Below are 18,585 nucleotides of genomic sequence, written 5' to 3'. Positions count from 1 at the left end.
ACCAGGTAGTAGATCAGACTGCAGGACAAAATAGGACAGAAGCTAGCAGCTTATCTGAGCGCTAGCCAACCGTGGATCGCAGCTCCGCGGCCCTCATCCACGATTGCTGATCGGCCGTCGGCCTGACGGCTCGTCGTGGGCGGACCGCGGAAATCCGCAAGGCGGGGCCGTGCGGCCCGGCCGCCGGGACGGAGCGCCGGTCCACCACAAGCGGAGGAGACAGGAGCATGGCCGGCGCAATGCGCAAGATGGCGGTCTACCTCGGCCTCGTGGAGGACGAGACGTACGACGGCCAGGGGTACGACCCCGACGACGACTACGACGCGGACCCCGAGCCGATCCGCACCGGACGGACCGAGGACATCCCGCGCCCGGCCGCCCCGACGCCCGCGCCGGTCTCCTCGATCACGCCGCAGCCGGTGCCGGCCGCGGTCCCGATCCGCCAGGAGACCCCGAGGATGGCCCCAGTGTCGTCCATCACACCCGAACGCCGCCACAACCTGGAGAAGAGCGCCCCGGTGATCATGCCCAAGGTAGTGAACGAACGAGAGCCCTACCGCATCACCACGCTGCACCCGAGGACCTACAACGAGGCCCGTACCATCGGGGAACAGTTCCGTGGCGGGACTCCGGTGATCATGAATCTCACGGAGATGGACGACACCGATGCCAAGCGACTCGTAGACTTCGCCGCTGGACTCGTCTTCGGTCTGCACGGCAGTATCGAGCGCGTGACGCAGAAGGTGTTCCTCCTGTCTCCTGCTAACGTCGATGTCACGGCGGAGGACAAGGCTCGGATCGCCGAGGGTGGGTTCTTCAACCAGAGCTGACCCGGCCACGACTTTACGTGTGGATCTGATCGACAGTGAGTTAGTGACAGGCGAGCGGCCCCAGGGTCGAGAGCAGGGGAGAGGGAAGCGCGATGGAGATCGTGTGGGCAGTGCTCTATTACGCACTGACCGTCTTCCTGGTGTTCCTGCTCGTGCGGTTGGTGATGGACTGGGTGCTCCAGTTCGCGCGTTCGTGGCGGCCCGGCAAGGCCATGGTCCTGGTCCTGGAGGCCACGTACACTGTCACGGATCCGCCGCTCAAGCTTCTGCGGCGGTTCATTCCGCCGTTGCGTCTCGGGGGCGTGGCGCTCGACCTGTCCTTCTTCGTACTGATGATCATTGTGTATGTCCTGATCTCGCTTGTGCGGCCCTAGTCGTAGGTGAGCGATGCGACAGGATGCCGGTGTGCCGACGATCACGTTGAGGTGAAGAGATGCCATTGACCCCCGAGGACGTTCGGAACAAGCAGTTCACGACCGTCCGCCTGCGCGAAGGCTATGACGAGGACGAGGTCGATGCCTTCCTCGACGAGGTCGAGGCGGAGCTGACCCGTCTCCTCCGCGAGAACGAGGACCTGCGCGCCAAGCTGGCCGCCGCGACCCGGGCCGCCGCGCAGAACCAGGCCAACATGCGCAAGGAGCCGCCGCAGGACGCCCGCCCCGGCGCCCCGGTGCCGGCGGCCATATCCGGCCCGCCGGTCCCCGGCCAGCAGGGCGGCCCCGGTGGCCCGCAGCAGCAGATGGGCCCGGGCGGTCCGCAGCAGCTGGGCGGCCCGCAGCAGCAGATGGGCCCCGGTGGTCCGCAGCAGCTCGGTGGCCCGCAGCAGCAGATGGGCAACCAGCCGCTCGGCCTGCCGTCCGGCGCCCCGCAGCTCCCCGCCGTCCAGGGCGGCCCGATGGGCGGCCCCGGCCAGCAGCAGCAGATGGGCCAGACCATGGGCGGCCAGCAGCAGCTGGTCCAGCCGATGGGCGGTCAGATGCTCCAGCCGATGGGCGGCCCCGGCGGCCCGCAGGGCATGGGCAACCCCATGGGCCAGGGCATGGGCCAGCAGCAGATGCAGCAGATGGGCGGCCCCATGGGCGGCCCGCAGCAGCAGATGGGCGGCCCGCTCGGCGCCCCGATGCAGCAGCAGGGTCCCGGTGGCGACAGCGCCGCCCGCGTTCTCGCGCTCGCCCAGCAGACCGCCGACCAGGCGATCTCCGAGGCGCGCTCCGAGGCCAACAAGATCGTCGGCGAGGCGCGCAGCCGGGCCGAGGGTCTGGAGCGGGACGCCCGCGCCAAGGCCGACGCGCTGGAGCGGGACGCCCAGGAGAAGCACCGCGTCGCGATGGGCTCGCTGGAGTCCGCCCGCGCCACGCTGGAGCGCAAGGTCGAGGACCTGCGGGCGTTCGAGCGTGAGTACCGGACGCGCCTGAAGTCCTACCTGGAGACCCAGCTGCGCCAGCTGGAGTCGCAGGCGGACGACTCGCTCGCCCCGCCGCGGATCCCGGCTACCGCGTCGCTGCCGCCGGCCACGTCGTCGATGGCGCCGGCCGGTGCCAGCGCGATGAGCAGCCCGGCGCCGAGCTTCGGCGGCAGCCAGCCGTCGTTCGGCGGGAACCAGCCGGCCTTCGGCGGGCAGAGCTCCTTCGGCGGGAACTCGGGTGCGCCGAGCTTTGGCGGGCCGGCCTCGGGTGGCTCGGGTGCGCCGCAGATGCAGCCGGCCGGGATGACCCAGCCGATGGCGGCGGTCCGTCCGCAGCCGCCGCAGCCGATGCAGCAGGCGCCGGCGCCGATGCGGGGCTTCCTGATCGACGAGGACGGCGACAACTAGCCGTTCGCTGGAAGCGCCCCTGCTTCGACCTTCGGGTCGGGGTGGGGGCGCTTTTTGTTGTGCGGGTGCGGGAGGGGGCCTTCCGCTGCGCGCAGTTCCCCGCGCCCCTGGCGGGGCGCGGGGGTGAGGGAGGGGCAGAGGAAGGGGAAGGGGCGCGCGGGGGTGAGGGAGGGTGAGGGGGAAGGGGAGGCGCGGGGGCGGGGTATGGCGAAGCCGCCGCTACCGGGTGGGTAGCGGCGGCTTCGGGGGTGGTCAGGCCTTGCGGAGCTGGAAGGCGAGGCCGAGGGAGTCGTCGGAGAAGGTGTCGGACTGCCAGTCGGCGGCGCCGGCGGCGAAGTCGGTGGCGAGGACCTCCTCGGCGACCAGGGCACCGTGCTCGGCGATGGCCTCGGCGGTCTCGTCGTTGCTGGCGCGCCAGCGCAGGACGATGCGGTCGGCGACGTCCAGGCCGGAGTTCTTGCGGGCCTCCTGGATCTGGCGGATCGCGTCCCGGGCGACGCCGAGGCGCTTCAGCTCGGGGGTGATCGCCAGGTCGAGGGCGACGGTGGCGCCGGACTCGTTGGCGACGGCCCAGCCCTCGCGCGGGGTCTCGGTGATGATCACCTCGTCGGCGGAGAGCGCGACCGGCTCGCCGTCCAGCTCGACGGAGGTGGTGCCCCCGGCGCGCAGTTCGGCGGCCAGCTTGGCGGCGTCCGCGGCGGCGACCGCCTTGGCGACGTCCTGCACGCCCTTGCCGAAGCGCTTGCCCAGCGCGCGGAAGTTGGCCTTCGCCGTGGTGTCGACCAGCGAGCCGCCGACCTCCGCCAGCGACTCCAGGGTGGAGACGTTGAGCTCCTCGGCGATCTGCGCGCGCAGGTCGGCGGGAAGCTCCTCCCAGCCCTGGGCGGCGACCAGCGCGCGGGACAGCGGCTGGCGGGTCTTCACGCCGGACTCGGCGCGGGTGGCCCGGCCCAGCTCCACCAGGCGGCGGACCAGCGCCATGTGCCGGGAGAGGTCGGCGTCGATCAGCGTCTCGTCCGCCTCCGGCCAGGTGGCCAGGTGGACCGAGGCCGGCGCGTCCGGGACGACCGGGACGACCAGGTCCTGCCAGACCCGCTCGGTGATGAACGGGGTCAGCGGGGCCATCAGCCGGGTGACCGTCTCCAGCGCCTCGTGCAGGGTGGCGAGCGCGGCGGCGTCGCCCTGCCAGAAGCGGCGGCGGCCGCGGCGGACGTACCAGTTGGAGAGGTCGTCGACGAAGCCGGAGAGCAGCTTGCCGGCGCGCTGGGTGTCGTACGCCTCCAGGGCCGCGTCGACCTCGCGGACCAGGGTGTTCAGCTCGGAGAGCACCCAGCGGTCCAGCTGCGGGCGGTCGGCCGGGGCCGGGTCGCTCGCGGACGGGGCCCAGCCGGAGGTGCGGGCGTACAGGGCCTGGAAGGCGACGGTGTTCCAGTAGGTGAGGAGGGTCTTGCGGACCACCTCCTGGATCGTGCCGTGGCCGACCCGGCGGGCCGACCAGGGCGAGCCGCCGGCGGCCATGAACCAGCGGACCGCGTCGGCGCCGTGCTGGTCCATCAGCGGGATCGGCTGCAGGATGTTGCCCAGGTGCTTGGACATCTTGCGGCCGTCCTCGGCCAGGATGTGGCCCAGGCAGACGACGTTCTCGTACGAGCTCTTGTCGAACACCAGGGTGCCGACGGCCATCAGCGTGTAGAACCAGCCGCGGGTCTGGTCGATCGCCTCGGAGATGAACTGCGCCGGGTAGCGCTTCTCGAACAGCTCCTTGTTCTGGTACGGGTAGCCGTACTGGGCGAACGGCATCGAGCCCGAGTCGTACCAGGCGTCGATCACCTCGGGCACCCGGGTCGCGGTGCCGGAGCACTCGCGGCAGGCGAAGGTGACGTCGTCGATGTACGGGCGGTGCGGGTCGAGCCCGCTCTGGTCGGTGCCGGTCAGCTCGGAGAGCTCGGCCAGCGAGCCGACGCAGGTGAGGTGGTTCTCCTCGCAGCGCCAGATCGGCAGCGGGGTGCCCCAGTAGCGGTTGCGGCTGAGCGCCCAGTCGATGTTGTTGCTCAGCCAGTCACCGAAGCGGCCGTGCTTGACGTTCTCCGGGTACCAGTTGGTGGCCTCGTTCTCCCGGACCATGGCGTCCTTGACCGCCGTGGTGCGGATGTACCAGGACGGCTGCGCGTAGTAGAGCAGCGCGGTGTGGCAGCGCCAGCAGTGCGGGTAGCTGTGCTCGTACGGCAGGTGGCGGAAGAGCAGGTCGCGGGCCTGGAGGTCCTTGACCAGGGCCTCGTCGGCCTTCTTGAAGAACTGGCCGCCGACCAGCGGGACCTCGGGGGCGAAGGTGCCGTCGGCGAGCACCGGGTTGACCACCGGCAGGCCGTACTTGCGGCAGGTCGCGAGGTCGTCCGCGCCGAAGGCGGGCGACTGGTGGACGATGCCGGTGCCGTCCTCGGTGGTGACGTACTCGGCGTTCAGGACGTAGTGCGCGTCCTCGATCTCGACCAGGTCGAACGGGCGGCGGTAGGCCCAGCGCTCCATCTCGGCGCCGGTGAAGGACTGCCCGGTGGCCTCCCAGCCCTCGCCGAGCGCCTTGGCGAGCAGCGGCTCGGCGACGACCAGCTGCTCGGTGCCGTCGGTGGCCACCACGTAGGTGACGTCCGGGTGGACGGCGGCGGCGGTGTTGGAGACCAGGGTCCACGGGGTGGTGGTCCAGACCAGCAGGGCGGCCTGGCCGGCCAGCGGGCCGCTGGTCAGCGGGAAGCGGACGAAGACCGAGGGGTCCACGACCGTCTCGTAGCCCTGGGCCAGCTCGTGGTCGGAGAGGCCGGTGCCGCAGCGCGGGCACCAGGGGGCGACCCGGTGGTCCTCGACCAGCAGGCCCTTGTCGAAGATCTGCTTGAGCGACCACCAGACCGACTGCACGTAGGACGGGTCCATGGTGCGGTAGGCCTCGTCGAGGTCGACCCAGTAGCCCATCCGGGTGGTGAGCTCGGTGAACGCGTCGGTGTGGCGGGTCACCGACTCGCGGCACTTGGCGTTGAACTCGGCGATGCCGTACGCCTCGATGTCCTGCTTGCCGGAGAAGCCCAGCTCCTTCTCGACGGCGAGCTCGACCGGGAGGCCGTGACAGTCCCAGCCGGCCTTGCGGGCGACGTGGTAGCCCTTCATCGTCCGGTAGCGGGGGAAGACGTCCTTGAAGACGCGGGCCTCGATGTGGTGGGCCCCGGGCATGCCGTTGGCGGTCGGCGGGCCCTCGTAGAAGACCCACTCGGGGCGGCCCTCGGACTGCTCCAGGCTGCGCCGGAACACCTTGTTGTCCTGCCAGAAGGAGAGGATCTGGTGTTCCAGGGCGGGCAGGTCGACCTGCGCGGGGACGGGGTTGTAGGTACTCATCGCGGGCGTTTACCTCCGACGGATGCGTGGGCTGGATCCGACGGAGGGACGAGACGGCAAGCCGCCCCGCGGTACCACCCTCCTTGGCCGCGGTGCTGCGTGCGGCCCTCTTGTTTGGGCTTGCTGCCGGGTCTACTGGGCGGCGAGGTGTCTCGCGGACCGTTCTTCCGGCGGCTCCGGGGTGATCTTCGCGCCGTGCACACCCCCGGGCTCGCACCGTCCCCGGGTCGCTGGTGGCTGCGTACTGCGGTACTCGTCCCCATCTGCGCCTTGCAGGCCCAGTGTATCGGCCGTCGCAAGTCGGTTTCGGCCGCGTGTGGCGGGGTCGCGCCGGTATGGGGGTTCGGGGCGGTTAGGAGGGGGTTCACGGGGCACAACTCTGGTCGGCGCGTTGGGCGTGGCGCCTGTGACGGCTGCCTGGGTGGGATCATTGTGAGGCGTCGGTATGTCATGTTGTGACCGTTTTTGATCGGGATTATCGTTCCGGCACTGGAGGCCGCCGGGAACCGGCGGCTCGATTCGTTCGTAGATGGGGTCGAAGCCATGGCTGAGAAGGCAACCGGCGCGGGTACCGCCACCAAGCGGACCCGCAAGGCCGTGGCAGGCGATCCAGGGGAGGGGACCGTGACCACTACCGCACGGCGCAAGAACACCACCGACACCGCCCTCGTGGCCCCCGGCCGCACCCGCACTCCGGCCCAGTCCGGGGCCGTCGCGCGCAGCGGCGGCGCCGAGTCGGTCGACCCGGCCACGCTGCCGGTCCGGACCGGCGAGGACCCGTGGACCTCGGAGGAGGTGCACGAGCTGCACGCCGAGCTGATCAGCGACATGGAGCGGCTGCAGAACGAGATCGACGCCGCCGAGGCCGCCATCACCGGTCTGATGCGTGACTCCAACGACGGAGCCGGCGACGACCAGGTGGACGCCGGTACGAAGAACATCTCGCGGGAGAGCGAGCTGGCCCTCGCCAACAACGCCCGCGACAGCCTCGCCCAGGCCGAGCGCGCGCTGGCCCGGCTGGAGGGCGTCGGCTTCGGCGTCTGCGAGTCCTGCGGCCAGGCCATCGGCAAGGCGCGGATGCAGGCCTTCCCGCGGGCGACGCTCTGCGTCCAGTGCAAGGCCAAGCAGGAACGCCGCTGACCGACCGGTCGGGGCGGTCCACCGGGGCGACGCGGGGGGTCGGGCTTGCCGTAGGCTCGACCCCGTAACGTCGCCCGATCTGTCGGAGATCGGGCGTTCCCATCGGCCCATCGGCCCATCGGCCGACCACGTCACGGCAGCGGAGCGGATCATCAGTACGCAAGGTTCCCCCCAGACGCGGGACGAGTCCGTCCCGACGCCCGCCGGCGACGTGGCGCAGCCCGCGCCGGAGACCGTGGCCGAGCCCGCTGCCGTGGCCGAGTCCGCCGCCGTGACCGGTGGGAGTGCCCAGGCGGCCGGGGAGCCGGAGGCGCCGAAGGGGCGCCGCCGGATCGGCGTGCTGCTGGTGGTCGCCCTGCTCGCCTTCCTCGTCGACTTCGGCAGCAAGCTGCTGGTCGTCGCCCGGCTGGAGAACCACGCGGCGATCAAGGTGATCGGCGACGTGGTCACCTTCCAGGTGATCCGCAACTCCGGTGCCGCCTTCGGCATGGGGCAGGCGCTGACCGTCGTCTTCACCATGATCGCCTCGGCCGTCATCGTGGTGATCTGGCGGATCGCCCGCCGGCTGTACAGCCTGCCCTGGGCGATCGCGCTGGGCCTGCTGCTCGGCGGGGCGCTCGGCAACCTCACCGACCGCCTGTTCCGCTCGCCCGGCGTCTTCCGCGGGCACGTGGTGGACTTCATCTCCGTCCAGCACTTCGCGGTCTTCAACCTGGCCGACTCGGCCATCGTCTGCGGCGGCATCCTGGTCGTCCTGCTCTCCTTCCGGGGCAGCAACCCGGACGGCACCGTGCACCAGCAGGTCGAGAAGGGCGCCAAGGGGGAGAAGGCGGAGTAGCGCCCCCGGGGGCTCGCTCCGCGGAGTGCGCGCCGGGCCGGTAGGAGTCGGGCGGGTCGCGCGTCCGGCATACTCGTACGGGTGAGTACCGCAGCGCAGATCCGCAGCCTCCCCGTTCCCGACGGCCTGGAGGGCGAGCGCCTCGACGCCGCCCTCGCCCGGATGTTCGGCTTCAGCCGGACCAAGGCCGCCGAACTGGCCGCCGACGGCAAGGTGACGCTCGACGGCGCCGTGGCCGGCAAGTCGGACCGGGTGACCGCAGGTTCCTGGCTGGAGGTCGAGATCCCCGCCCCCGCCGCACCGGTGCAGATCATCGCCGAGCCGGTCGACGGCATGCGCATCGTCCACGACGACGAGGACATCGTGCTCGTCGACAAGCCGGTCGGCGTCGCCGCCCACCCCAGCCCCGGCTGGACCGGTCCCACCGTGATCGGCGGCCTCGCCGCCGCCGGCTACCGGATCTCCACCTCTGGGGCCGCCGAGCGCCAGGGCATCGTGCACCGGCTTGACGTCGGCACCTCCGGGCTGATGGTGGTGGCCAAGTCGGAGCGCGCCTACACCGACCTCAAGCGGCAGTTCCACGACCGGATCACCGAGAAGAAGTACCACACGCTGGTCCAGGGCCACCCGGACCCGATGAGCGGCACCGTCGACGCGCCGATCGGGCGGCACCCGAGCTCCGACTGGAAGTGGGCGGTCACCCGCGAGGGCAAGCCGTCGGTCACGCACTACGACCTCATCGAGGCGTACCGGGCCGCGTCGCTGCTGGACATCAAGCTGGAGACCGGCCGCACCCACCAGATCCGCGTCCACATGTCCGCGCTGCGGCACCCGTGCGTCGGCGACCTCACCTACGGCGCCGACCCGACGCTGGCCAAGCGGCTCGGGCTGACCCGGCAGTGGCTGCACGCCGTCTCGCTCGGCTTCGAGCACCCGGCGGACGGCGAGTGGGTGCAGTTCTCCAGCGAGTACCCCGCGGACCTGCGGAAGGCGCTGGACATCATCGCCTCGGAGAGCTGAGAGCGGTAGTCGAGGGCCGAGCGGGGCGGGCGGGCGCTTGTAGCCCCCGCCCCGGCGGGTGGGTTCTTATCGGACGCCTACCCGAGGGGCGGATACGATCACGCCCATGGAGCTCGGTGGGGCGTGGCGCCGGTGGCGCGGCCGTGGCACGACGGCCGGACGGAGACTGGTGGCCGGCGCGGTCGCCCTGGTGGCGGTGGTCGGCGTCGGGACGGCGGTGGCCGTCGCGGCGGGCGGGGAGCAGGCGGTCCGGCAGGAGGATCGTTTCCTCGCGATGCCCGAGACGCCCGGCAGCGCGCAGGTCGTCCAGCTCGACACCTCCTTCTTCAGCACCGGCGACGGCCCGCGCCCGGCCGTCCTGCTCGGCCACGGCTTCGGCGGCTCCAAGGAGGGCGAGCGCGAGCGCGCCCGGCAGCTCGCTCGGCAGGGGTACGCGGTGCTCACCTGGTCGGCGCGCGGCTTCGGGCGCTCCGGCGGGAAGATCGGGCTCAACGCGCCGGACCGCGAGGTCGAGGACGTCAAGCACCTGGTGGACTGGCTGGCCCAGCGCCCGGAGGTCCGGCTGGACGGGCCCGGCGACCCCCGGGTGGGCATCACCGGCGCCTCGTACGGCGGGGCGGTCGCCCTGCTCGGCTCCGCGTACGACCCCCGGATCGACGCCGTGGCCAGCCAGATCACCTGGTGGAACCTGGCCGACGCGCTGTTCCCGCAGGGGGTGCGCGGCTCGGGCGCGGTCGACGGGGTGTTCAAGAAGCTGTGGGCCGGGATCTTCTTCACCACCGGCTCGGCCGGCGAGCTCGGCCCGTCCGGCGGCGCGGCGCGTCCGGCGGTGGCGCCCGAGCAGGCGGCCGGGCAGGTCGGCTGCGGGCGGTTCCTGGAGGAGCTGTGCCGGATGTACGACCGGGTGGCGACCGCCGGGCACGCCGACCCGGAGGCCGTCGCCCTGCTCGACCGGTCCAGCCCCTCCTCGGTGGCGGCGCGGCTGAAGGCGCCCACCCTGGTCGTCCAGGGACAGCAGGACTCGCTGTTCCCGCTCGACCAGGGCGACGCGATCGCCCGCGCGGTGGCCGCCAACGGCGCCCCGGTGGCGGTGGACTGGTTCGCGGGCGGGCACGACGGCGCCACCGACACCAGCGCGCGGGTGGACGACCGGGTGACCGCCTGGTTCGACCGCTACTTGAAGGGGAGCGGCGGTGACACCGGCGCGGCGTTCCGGGTGACCCGGACCGGCGGGGTCGACTCCACCGGCTTCCAGGCCGTCCTGCGCGGAGCGAGCGCCGAGACCTACCCCGGACTGGGCGGCACCGGCACCCGGCAGGTCGAGCTGAAGGGCCTGACCGGCGAGCCCGAGCAGGCCTTCGCCAACCCGCCCGGCGGTGCGCCGCCCAACATCTCCGCGCTGCCGGGCATCGGCGCGCTCAGCCAGGCGGCCTCGCTCGGCGCCTCGGTCTCGCTGGACTTCCCCGGGCAGTTCGCCGCCTTCGAATCGGCGCCGCTGGACTCCTCGGTGCACCTGACCGGGCAGCCGACCGTGCCGGTCCGGGTCCGCGCGGACAAGCCGGAGGCGGTGCTCTTCGCCAAGCTGTACGACGTCGCGCCGGACGGCAAGCAGAGCCTGCCGCAGCAGCTGTCCGCCCCGCTGCGGGTGACCGGCGCGGACGCCTCCGAGGGCCGGTCCGTCACGGTGGCGCTGCCGACCGTCGACCACACCTTCGACACCGGGCACCGGCTGCGGCTGGTGCTCGCCTCGACCGACCTGGCGTACGCCTCGCCCGCCGCGCCGGCCACCTACCGGGCGGCCGTCACCGGACCGGTGACCCTGCCGACGGTGGACGGGCTGGTCACCGAGGCCGCGCCGCTGCCGGCCCGGACCTGGGTGCTGCCGCTGGTCGCCGTCGCGGTGGCCGCCGCGCTGCTCCTGCTGCCCCGGTTGCGCAGGCGGCGGTCGCACGCCCCCGCGTACGATCCGGAGCTCGCCGACGTGCCGCTGCGGATCAGCGGCCTGAGCAAGCGCTACAAGGGCGCCGCCGACCGGTACGCGGTGCGGGAGCTGGGCTTCCGGGTCGAACAGGGCCAGGTGCTCGGTCTGCTCGGCCCCAACGGCGCCGGCAAGACCACCACGCTGCGGATGCTGATGGGCCTGATCCGGCCCGACGCCGGCGAGATCAGGATCTTCGGCCACCTGGTGCGGCCCGGCGCGCCGGTGCTCTCCCGGGTCGGCGCGTTCGTCGAGGGCGCGGGCTTCCTGCCGCACCTCACCGGGCGGGCCAACCTGCGGCTGTACTGGCAGGCCACCGGCCGCCCGGAGGCGGACGCCCACCTGGAGGAGGCGCTGGCCATCGCCGGGCTCGGCGAGGCGCTCGACCGGGCGGTGCGCACCTACTCGCAGGGCATGCGGCAGCGGCTCGCCATCGCCCAGGCCATGCTCGGCCTGCCGGACCTGCTGATCCTCGACGAGCCGACCAACGGGCTGGACCCGCCGCAGATCCGCGAGATGCGCGAGGTGATGATCCGGTACGCGGCCGCCGGGCGGAGCGTCATCGTCTCCAGCCACCTGCTGGCCGAGGTCGAGCAGAGCTGCACCGACCTGGTGGTGATGGACCGGGGACGGCTGGTCACCACCGGCGCGGTCGCGGAGATCGTCGGCGCGGGCGAGCAGCTGCTGATCGGCGTCGACGCCTCCTGTGGAGCGGCGGAGCTGGCGGTGGCGGCCGAGAAGGTCGCCGCGCTGGCCGGGATCGGCTCGGTGGAGGCGGTCGAGGGCGGGCTGCTGGTCCGGCTGGACGGCATGACGGCCGGGCGGCTGCTGGCCGAGCTGGTGCGGCTGGGTGTGCCGGTGGAGTCGGCCGGTCCGCAGCGCCGGCTGGAGGACGCGTTCCTGTCGTTGATCGGAGGTGCGGCGTGAGCGCCGTCGGTGTTTCCCCCGGTGTTTCGCCCGACCACGCCGCCGGGTACCGGGCCGGGCGGACGCTGCCGTTCCGGGTGGAGATCGTCCGCCAGCTGCGGCGTCGGCGGACGATGGTGATCGGCGGGGTGCTCGCCGCGATGCCGCTGATCGTGCTGGCGGCGTTCGCGGTGGCCGGCACGCCCGGCCGGACCGACCGGACCACGTTCATCGAGCTCGCCACCTCGTCCGGCCCGAACTTCGCGGCCACCATGCTCTTCATGGGCACCGGCTTCATGCTGGTGATCCCGGTCGCGCTGTTCTGCGGGGACACGGTGGCCTCGGAGGCCAGCTGGTCCTCGCTGCGGTACCTGCTGGCCGCGCCGGTGCCGCGGGCCCGGCTGCTGGCGCGCAAGTTCCTGGTCGGGCTGCTGTTCTCGGCGGCCGCGGTGACGCTGCTGCCGCTGGTCGGCCTGGCGGTCGGCACCGCCGCGTACGGCTGGGGGGACCTCAAGCTGCCCGCCGGGGCGAGCCTGACCGCCGGGGAGGCGCTGCCCCGGCTGGCGGTCGCGGTGGCGTTCGTCCTCCTGAGCGAAGTGGTGATCGCGGCGCTGGCGTTCTGGCTCTCCACCGCCACCGACGCGCCGCTGGGCGCGGTGGGCGGGGCGGTGTTCGCCTCGATCATCACCGGCGTGCTGGACGCCATCACCGCGCTCGGCGACCTCCGCGGCTGGCTGCCCGCCCACTGGCAGTACGCCTGGGCGGACGCCCTGCAGCCGCACCTGGAGTGGGGCGGCATGCTGCAGGGCGTCTCGCTCTCGCTGTCCTACGCGGTGGTCCTGCTGGCCCTCGCGTTCCGCGGCTTCGCCCGCAAGGACGTGGTGTCGTAGCCCGTCGCCTGCCCGGAGGAAGCGCGAACCCGCCCGCCGTTGACCGGCGGGCGGGTTCCTTCGTGCTCGGGGGGTTACTTGATCGGGGAGTAGACCCGCTCGATCTGCTGGCTGCCGGACTTGGTGCGGTAGGAGCGCGTCCACTTGCTGGTCGCGTCCTTGCGGGTCCGGTCCGAGAGGACGAAGTAGTCCATCTGCGTCTGGCCCGGCGTGACCTCCAGGACGCCGTAGCCGTGCGAGTCGAGGTCGACCCACTTGATGTGCCGGTTCGAGGCCTTGAGCGCGGCGGCCGCGGCCAGCGAGACGGTCTGCGGGGCGACCTTGAGGATGTCGTCGATGTTGTCCGAGGTGACCGAGGTGACCACGAACTCGGTGGCGACGCTGCCCGACAGCGGGTAGGTGGCGGCCTCCTCCGGGACGTCCGCGGCCCAGGCCGAGTGGATGTCGCCGGTCAGGAAGACGGTGTTGGTGATGCCGTTCGACTGGAGGTGGCCGAGCAGCTCGCGGCGGTCGTGGGTGTAGCCGTCCCACTGGTCGGTGTTGAGCGCCAGGCCCTCGCCGGGCAGGCCGAGCAGCTTGGCCAGCGGGCGCAGGATGTAGTCCGGCAGCGCGAACAGGGCGACCGGGGAGATCATCACCTCGTTGCCGATCAGGCGCCAGGCGGTGTCCGAGGCGGACAGGCCGGCCTTCAGCCAGTCCATCTGCGCGCGGCCGGTGATCGTGCGGTCGGGCGAGTCGACGTCGCCGTTGCCGATCTTGACCTGCTGGGAGCGGAACGAGCGCTGGTCCATCAGGTGCAGGTCGGCGAGCTTGCCGTAGCGCAGCCGGCGGTAGGTGGTGCCGGCTATCGACGGGCGGACCGGCATCCACTCGAAGTACGCCTGCTTGGCGGCGGCGACCCGGACCGCCCAGTCGCCCTCGGTGCCCGGGGTGTGGTTCTCGGCGCCGCCGGACCAGGCGTCGTTGGCGAACTCGTGGTCGTCCCAGATCGCGATGGTCGGGACCTGGGCGTGCAGCGCCTGGAGGTCCTCGTCCGTCTTGTAGCGGCCGTGCCGGGTCCGGTAGTCGGCGAGGGTGAGGATCTCGTGCGCCGGGGCGTGCGGGCGGACCACCGAGCCGCGGGCGCAGAACTCGCCGCTCTTGTACTCGTAGATGTAGTCGCCGAGGAAGAGGAAGGCGTCCAGGTCGCCGCGGGCCGCCAGGTGGCGGTAGGCGGAGAAGTAGCCGGCCTCCCAGTTGGCGCAGGACGCCACGCCGAAGCGGAGTCTGTCGAGCGCGGCGTCGGCGGCCGGGGTGGTGCGGGTGCGGGCGACCGGGGACAGCACGGTGCCGGCGGTGAAGCGGTACCAGTACGGGGTGTCGGGCGTCAGGCTGCGGACGTCCACCTTGACGGTGTGGTCGGTGGCGGCGGAGGTGGTCACCGTGCCGCTCGCCGCGATCCGGGTGAAGCCCTTGTCGGTGGCGAGCTCCCAACGGACCTCGGTGTCGGCGCCCAGACCGGAACCGGGGACGGCCTCGGGCGCCGGGGTCACCCGGGTCCAGAGCAGGATGCCGTCGGGCAGCGGGTCGCCGGAGGCGACGCCGTGCAGGAACTGCGGCGCGGTGGCGGCCTGGGCCGCGGTGCCGAGGGTGAGCGGCAGGGTGGCGGCGCCCGCCACGATGGCGGTGGCCTTGAGCACCTGGCGGCGGTGCGGGCGGGCGGAGGTCATGTCATCGACAAGGTCAGTCACGGTCGGAAAGGCTACCGGGCGGTAATGATGTGTTCCATACGCCGAACTGACTGTTCGTTGCCGATTCACCGCGGCGTGACGTCCCGCCACCGCGGCGGGCGTGCGCCGTCACCTGGCGGACATGCGCGATGATGGGGACTGTTCCCCTCCGCTGCAAGGAAGTTCTTTCGTGGCCCAGATCCTGCTCCTGCACTCTGTGTACGGCCTGCGCCCCGCCGTCCACGCCGCCGCCGACCGGCTGCGCGCCGCCGGGCACACCGTGCACACCCCCGACCTCTTCGAAGGGCGCACCTTCGAGGACATCGAGGCGGCCATGGCGTACAAGGAGGAGGTCGGCAGCGACGAACTGCTCCGGCGCGCCGTCGGTGTCGCCGCCCCGCTGCTGGGGTCGGGCACCGCCCTCGTCTACGCCGGCCTCTCGCTCGGCGGCTCGCTGGCCCAGAACCTCGCCCTCGCGGACGAGAAGGCCCTCGGCCTGCTGCTCCTGCACGGGACGTCGGACATCCGCGAGGACGCGGCCACGTCCATCCCGGTCCAGCTGCACGTCGCCGATCCGGACCCGTTCGAGTCGGAGGACTGGCTGAACGCCTGGTACCTGAACATGCGCAGGATCGGCGCCGACGTCGAGGTCCACCGCTACCGGGGCGCCGGCCACGTCTTCACCGACCCGGACCTGCCCGACTACGACGCCGAGGCCGCCGAGCGCGCCTGGGCGGTGGCCCTGGAGTTCCTGGCGGAGCTGGACGACTGATCCTGCCTTTGATCCCGCCTCGCGCAGGAAGTCGGCCGGTCCGACTTCCTGCGCGAGGCGGTGCCGCCTCAGTGGGCGTGCGTCCCGTTCTCCTGCCTTTCCGCGGCGGCCGGGAGACGTCCGAGCCGGACGAAGGTGACGAACGCCTGGACGGCCAGGGCGAGCAGGACGGAGGGGAGCACGGTCCACGACACCACCCCGCCGATCGTCAGGGCCGTGAGGACGACCAGGGCGGCGAGCAGGGTCGGCAGGGCGGCGGACACCGAGATGCCGATGCGCAGGTGGCGGGTCATGAGCGCTCCTCGGAGGGCGACTGGCGGCGGGCGTGGTCGAGGTAGGTGGTCAGGTCGTGCCAGGCGTCGGCCGGGGCCGTCGGGTCGCCGGACAGCGCGGCCGGCTCGTGCCGCCAGGCCGACCGCACCGCGGTCGAGAGGCCGTCGTCACCGCCGGTGAACAGCGAGCTCAGCTCGTCCATCCGGGCCACCAGCTTCCGCACCCGGGGCGACGTCGGCGCGACCCCCTCGGCCCGCATCGCCTCGGCCCGGCGGTACAGCTCGGGCCACTCGACCTCCAGCAGGTAGTGGGCGGCCGGCCCCAGCCCGGCCGCCCGGTCCGCCAGAGCCCGCAGCTGGTCGCCGTCCAGGTGGCGCCCCAGAGCCCGCGCGCTCTCCGGGCCCGCGCCGCCCATCGTCCGGAGCGCGCCGATCAGCGCGGACACCTCGGGCGCGCGGTCGGCGGCCAGCTCGCCGTGGATGTGGGCCAGCCGCTGCCGCAGCGACTCCAGGGCCGCGAGCGAGGCCTCGACGGTGGCCAGGTGCTCGCTCACCAGCCGGACCGGGTCGACGCCGACGTCCAGGCAGGTGGCGATGGACTCCAGCCCCAGCCCGAGGCGTCGCAGCGCGAGCACCTGGTAGAGCCGGATCACGTCCTGCTCGGTGTACTCGCGGTGCCCGGCCGCTGTTCGCCGGGACGGACTGAGAAGCCCGATCTGGTCCCAGTGGTGCAAGGTGCGGACGGTCAGCCCACTCGCGTCAGCGAGCGTTCCGACCTTCCACGTCTGGTCGATGCTCATGCCTCAACGATGCGCCCTGACGTCGCGTGAGGTGCAAATCAGCCGGCCATGGGCTCCAGGACGAGGACGGGGATCACCCGGTCGGTCTTCTGCTGGTACTCGGTGTACGGCGGGTACGCGGCCACCGCGCGCGCCCACCACGCGGCCTTCTCGTCCCCGGTGACCTCGCGGGCCGTCATGTCCCGGCGCACGGATCCGTCCTGGAGCTCGACGTGCGGCTCGGCCTTGACGTTGCGGTACCAGAGCGGGTGGCCCGGCGAGCCGCCGTTCGAGGCCACGGCCGCGTACCGCCCCTCGTGCTCCACCCGCATCAACGGGATCTTGCGGAGCTTGCCGCTGCGCACGCCGCGCGTGGTGAGGATGACGACGGGCAGCCCGGTGTCCCAGAGCGTCGCCCCCAACACCCCGCCCGAGCTCTCGTACAGCTCGGCCTGCTCCCGCACCCACCGCACCGGATGCGGCTCGTACTCACCCTCAAGCGGCATCGCAGCCACCCCGTCCTCACGTCGTGGACTGCCAGTCTGCGCCACCGCCCGGTCGAGGCGCAGTACCGGGCACCCCCCACGCGCGCCCGTGTCGGGTATTCCGGCCAAGACGGCGGTCCGGGGCTTGTGGGCAGCAGGTTTTGGCCCTGGCGGCGGGTTACCCGCTGCCAGGGCCGACGGTGGCTTTCAGGGGGTGCGAGGCGGCCGGGCCGGTCTTGGGTCACGCTCGGAGGGGTACCGGGTTGTCCGGGCTTTCCAGCCACACCGTGTGGCCGTTCGGGGTGATGGTGAGGCCGAACCGGTCGTAGCCCGGGCGGCCCTGGTCGTCCCACCAGTGCCAGGCGGTTTCCACCTCGTCCCACAGCTTGCGCGGCCCGGACTGGTACACCTCGAACTCCGTGCGGTCCCGCTCGTAGTCGACCGATGCCCACGAGAGGGTGTCCCGGCTGTAGAGCCACAGCGTGTACGCGCCGTCCTCGTACCGTTCGGCCCGCCAGAACGCGGCAGGCACGCTGATCCCGATGACGAACTGCCGGAACCACTCGCCCGTGTCGGGAGGGGCCAGCGTGGTGGTGCTCCCCACCCCATCCGCAGGCCACGCCCGCCCGTGCAGGTAGTCCTCGAAGGGCGGTCGGTCCGTGCGCTGTTGGCGCAGCCGCATGAATGCCGAGCCTCCGGTGAACCTGCCGCTCGCGCTGGCCCCGTCGTCGACGGTCAGGCGGACGATCTGCTCTCCGCCGTACTCGGTGCCGAACGGAGCGACGATGATCCCGCCGGGGGCCGTCTGCTCCAGCCAGGCCGGAGGGATCTCCAGCAGGGAGCAGGTGGCGATGAGCCGATCGTAGGGTGCGCCCTGGTCCCATCCGAACCGCCCGTCCCCCTCGACGACGGTCGGCGAGAGTCCGGCCCGGTCCAGGTTCTCCCGAGCGCCGCGAGCGACAGCCGGGTCGTACTCGACGGTGACCACGTTGGGGTTCCCCAGGCGGTGAGCCAGCAGGCCCGCGTTCCACCCCGTGCCGGCTCCGATCTCCAACACCCGGTCGCCGGGTCGGACGTCGAGGTCACGAAGCATCGAGAACACCATGGTCGGCATGGAGTTGGACGAAGTCGGGGTCGTGCCGAGGCCGTCCCCCCGGTGCTCTCCGTCGTCCCACTGCGTGGTGAGCGGGATGTCCGAGTAGACCGCCCGCCGCCACGCTTCGGGGTCCTGCGACCGGTGCACCACTGGGCTCTGCCGGGTGCCGTCCGCGATGCCCGGCCAGATGCGATCCGGGACGAACAGTTCACGGGGTACGGCTTTGAAGGAGGGGAGCCAGTCCGAGGAGAGTGCGCCACCAGCCACCAGCGCGGAGGCGAGCCCTCGGGGGCCCGCCTCCTGGTGCGTCTCGCCGGTCACTTGCCGCTCGCCGGGCCCGAACCGTCCGAGGTGTTGCCGCCCTCGTCGGACCCGCCGCCGCCGTGCCCAGCGCCCTTGTTGCTGTCGTCCTGCTGCTTGCCGCCCTTGCCGTCCCCGGAGCCGCCTCCGCGCTTACCCATCCTTGGTCCCCTCTCGATGTGGTGGTGCCGGTTCTTTGGTCGTGCCTTGCGGGGTGCGATCAGCTCCGCGTGGTGTGCCGGAAGGCCGGGGCCGCCGGGGTGTCCGGCGGCGTCGGACCGGGCGGGCGCTCGGGTGGCGTGCTCCTCATGCTGGGTCACTCCCTCGGTGTTGCCGGAACCGATGGCAACACGCTAGGAAATCGGGCGAGTTGGAA

Annotated in this window: 16 protein-coding genes; 9 read left to right on the top strand and 7 right to left on the bottom strand. The window is 72.4% G+C overall.

What is annotated here, in order from left to right:
• Nucleotides 1–227 precede the first annotated feature (227 nt).
• From sepF to AB0N76_RS26875, 3 genes are all read left to right on the top strand, one after another.
• The gene (gene sepF / locus AB0N76_RS26885) at nt 228–830 is read left to right on the top strand and encodes a cell division protein SepF (RefSeq protein ID WP_030301230.1); all 603 of its coding nucleotides are present in this window, start codon (nt 228–230) and stop codon (nt 828–830) included.
• A 92-nt stretch (nt 831–922) separates the two neighbouring features.
• The gene (locus AB0N76_RS26880; protein ID WP_363561193.1) at nt 923–1,204 is read left to right on the top strand and encodes a YggT family protein; all 282 of its coding nucleotides are present in this window, start codon (nt 923–925) and stop codon (nt 1,202–1,204) included.
• Nucleotides 1,205–1,263: 59 nt separating this feature from the next.
• A complete protein-coding gene (locus AB0N76_RS26875; protein WP_363561191.1) occupies nt 1,264–2,643 on the top strand; it encodes a DivIVA domain-containing protein in 1,380 nt (459 codons plus the stop codon).
• A 252-nt stretch (nt 2,644–2,895) separates the two neighbouring features.
• On the opposite strand, the gene ileS is transcribed toward AB0N76_RS26875, so the two are convergent.
• A complete protein-coding gene (ileS, locus tag AB0N76_RS26870) occupies nt 2,896–6,024 on the bottom strand; it encodes an isoleucine--tRNA ligase (RefSeq protein ID WP_363561190.1) in 3,129 nt (1,042 codons plus the stop codon).
• A 624-nt stretch (nt 6,025–6,648) separates the two neighbouring features.
• Here ileS and AB0N76_RS26865 point away from each other — a divergent pair.
• The 5 genes from AB0N76_RS26865 (at nt 6,649) to AB0N76_RS26845 (ending at nt 12,796) form a co-directional block, all read left to right on the top strand.
• The gene (locus AB0N76_RS26865; protein WP_363561188.1) at nt 6,649–7,164 is read left to right on the top strand and encodes a TraR/DksA family transcriptional regulator; all 516 of its coding nucleotides are present in this window, start codon (nt 6,649–6,651) and stop codon (nt 7,162–7,164) included.
• Between the two features lie 253 nt (nt 7,165–7,417).
• On the top strand, nt 7,418–8,002 hold the full coding sequence (gene lspA, locus AB0N76_RS26860; protein WP_363561218.1) for a signal peptidase II: 585 nt from the start codon (nt 7,418–7,420) through the stop codon (nt 8,000–8,002).
• Nucleotides 8,003–8,083: 81 nt separating this feature from the next.
• On the top strand, nt 8,084–9,022 hold the full coding sequence (locus tag AB0N76_RS26855; RefSeq protein WP_363561186.1) for an RluA family pseudouridine synthase: 939 nt from the start codon (nt 8,084–8,086) through the stop codon (nt 9,020–9,022).
• A gap of 106 nt (nt 9,023–9,128) precedes the next feature.
• Nucleotides 9,129–11,927, top strand: a complete 2,799-nt coding sequence (locus AB0N76_RS26850; protein ID WP_363561184.1) for an alpha/beta fold hydrolase — start codon at nt 9,129–9,131, stop codon at nt 11,925–11,927.
• On the top strand, nt 11,924–12,796 hold the full coding sequence (locus AB0N76_RS26845; RefSeq protein WP_363561182.1) for an ABC transporter permease: 873 nt from the start codon (nt 11,924–11,926) through the stop codon (nt 12,794–12,796). Before AB0N76_RS26850 ends, AB0N76_RS26845 begins: the two co-directional genes overlap by 4 nt.
• 74 nt (nt 12,797–12,870) lie before the next feature.
• On the opposite strand, the gene AB0N76_RS26840 is transcribed toward AB0N76_RS26845, so the two are convergent.
• The gene (locus AB0N76_RS26840; protein ID WP_363561216.1) at nt 12,871–14,505 is read right to left on the bottom strand and encodes an alkaline phosphatase D family protein; all 1,635 of its coding nucleotides are present in this window, start codon (nt 14,503–14,505) and stop codon (nt 12,871–12,873) included.
• Nucleotides 14,506–14,695: 190 nt separating this feature from the next.
• On the opposite strand from AB0N76_RS26840, the gene AB0N76_RS26835 reads away from it, so the two are divergent.
• Nucleotides 14,696–15,277, top strand: coding sequence for a dienelactone hydrolase family protein (locus AB0N76_RS26835; RefSeq protein WP_363561180.1), 582 nt, complete (start codon nt 14,696–14,698; stop codon nt 15,275–15,277).
• 68 nt (nt 15,278–15,345) lie between these two features.
• Here AB0N76_RS26835 and AB0N76_RS26830 read toward each other — a convergent pair whose 3' ends face one another.
• The 5 genes from AB0N76_RS26830 to AB0N76_RS26810 all read right to left on the bottom strand — a co-directional run bounded on the left by AB0N76_RS26830 (nt 15,346) and on the right by AB0N76_RS26810 (nt 18,370).
• Entirely contained in the window at nt 15,346–15,570 is a 225-nt protein-coding gene (locus AB0N76_RS26830) for a hypothetical protein (protein WP_363561178.1), read from the bottom strand.
• Nucleotides 15,567–16,349: a MerR family transcriptional regulator gene (locus tag AB0N76_RS26825; protein WP_363561176.1), complete on the bottom strand. Its 783-nt coding sequence runs from the start codon at nt 16,347–16,349 to the stop codon at nt 15,567–15,569. The genes AB0N76_RS26830 and AB0N76_RS26825 overlap by 4 nt, the downstream gene beginning before the upstream one ends.
• Before the next feature lie 38 nt (nt 16,350–16,387).
• On the bottom strand, nt 16,388–16,834 hold the full coding sequence (locus tag AB0N76_RS26820) for a nitroreductase family deazaflavin-dependent oxidoreductase (RefSeq protein WP_363561174.1): 447 nt from the start codon (nt 16,832–16,834) through the stop codon (nt 16,388–16,390).
• Nucleotides 16,835–17,054: 220 nt separating this feature from the next.
• A complete protein-coding gene (locus AB0N76_RS26815; protein WP_363561172.1) occupies nt 17,055–18,230 on the bottom strand; it encodes a methyltransferase domain-containing protein in 1,176 nt (391 codons plus the stop codon).
• Complete coding sequence (locus AB0N76_RS26810) at nt 18,227–18,370, bottom strand: hypothetical protein (RefSeq protein ID WP_363561170.1); 144 nt, start codon at nt 18,368–18,370, stop codon at nt 18,227–18,229. Before AB0N76_RS26810 ends, AB0N76_RS26815 begins: the two co-directional genes overlap by 4 nt.
• Between the last annotated feature and the right edge of the window lie 215 nt (nt 18,371–18,585).

It is taken from the genome of Kitasatospora sp. NPDC093806 (assembly GCF_040683335.1).
Lineage (GTDB): Bacteria > Actinomycetota > Actinomycetes > Streptomycetales > Streptomycetaceae > Kitasatospora.
Note: the sequence above shows the minus strand (reverse complement) of the source record. Positions and strands in the feature narration are given on the sequence as shown.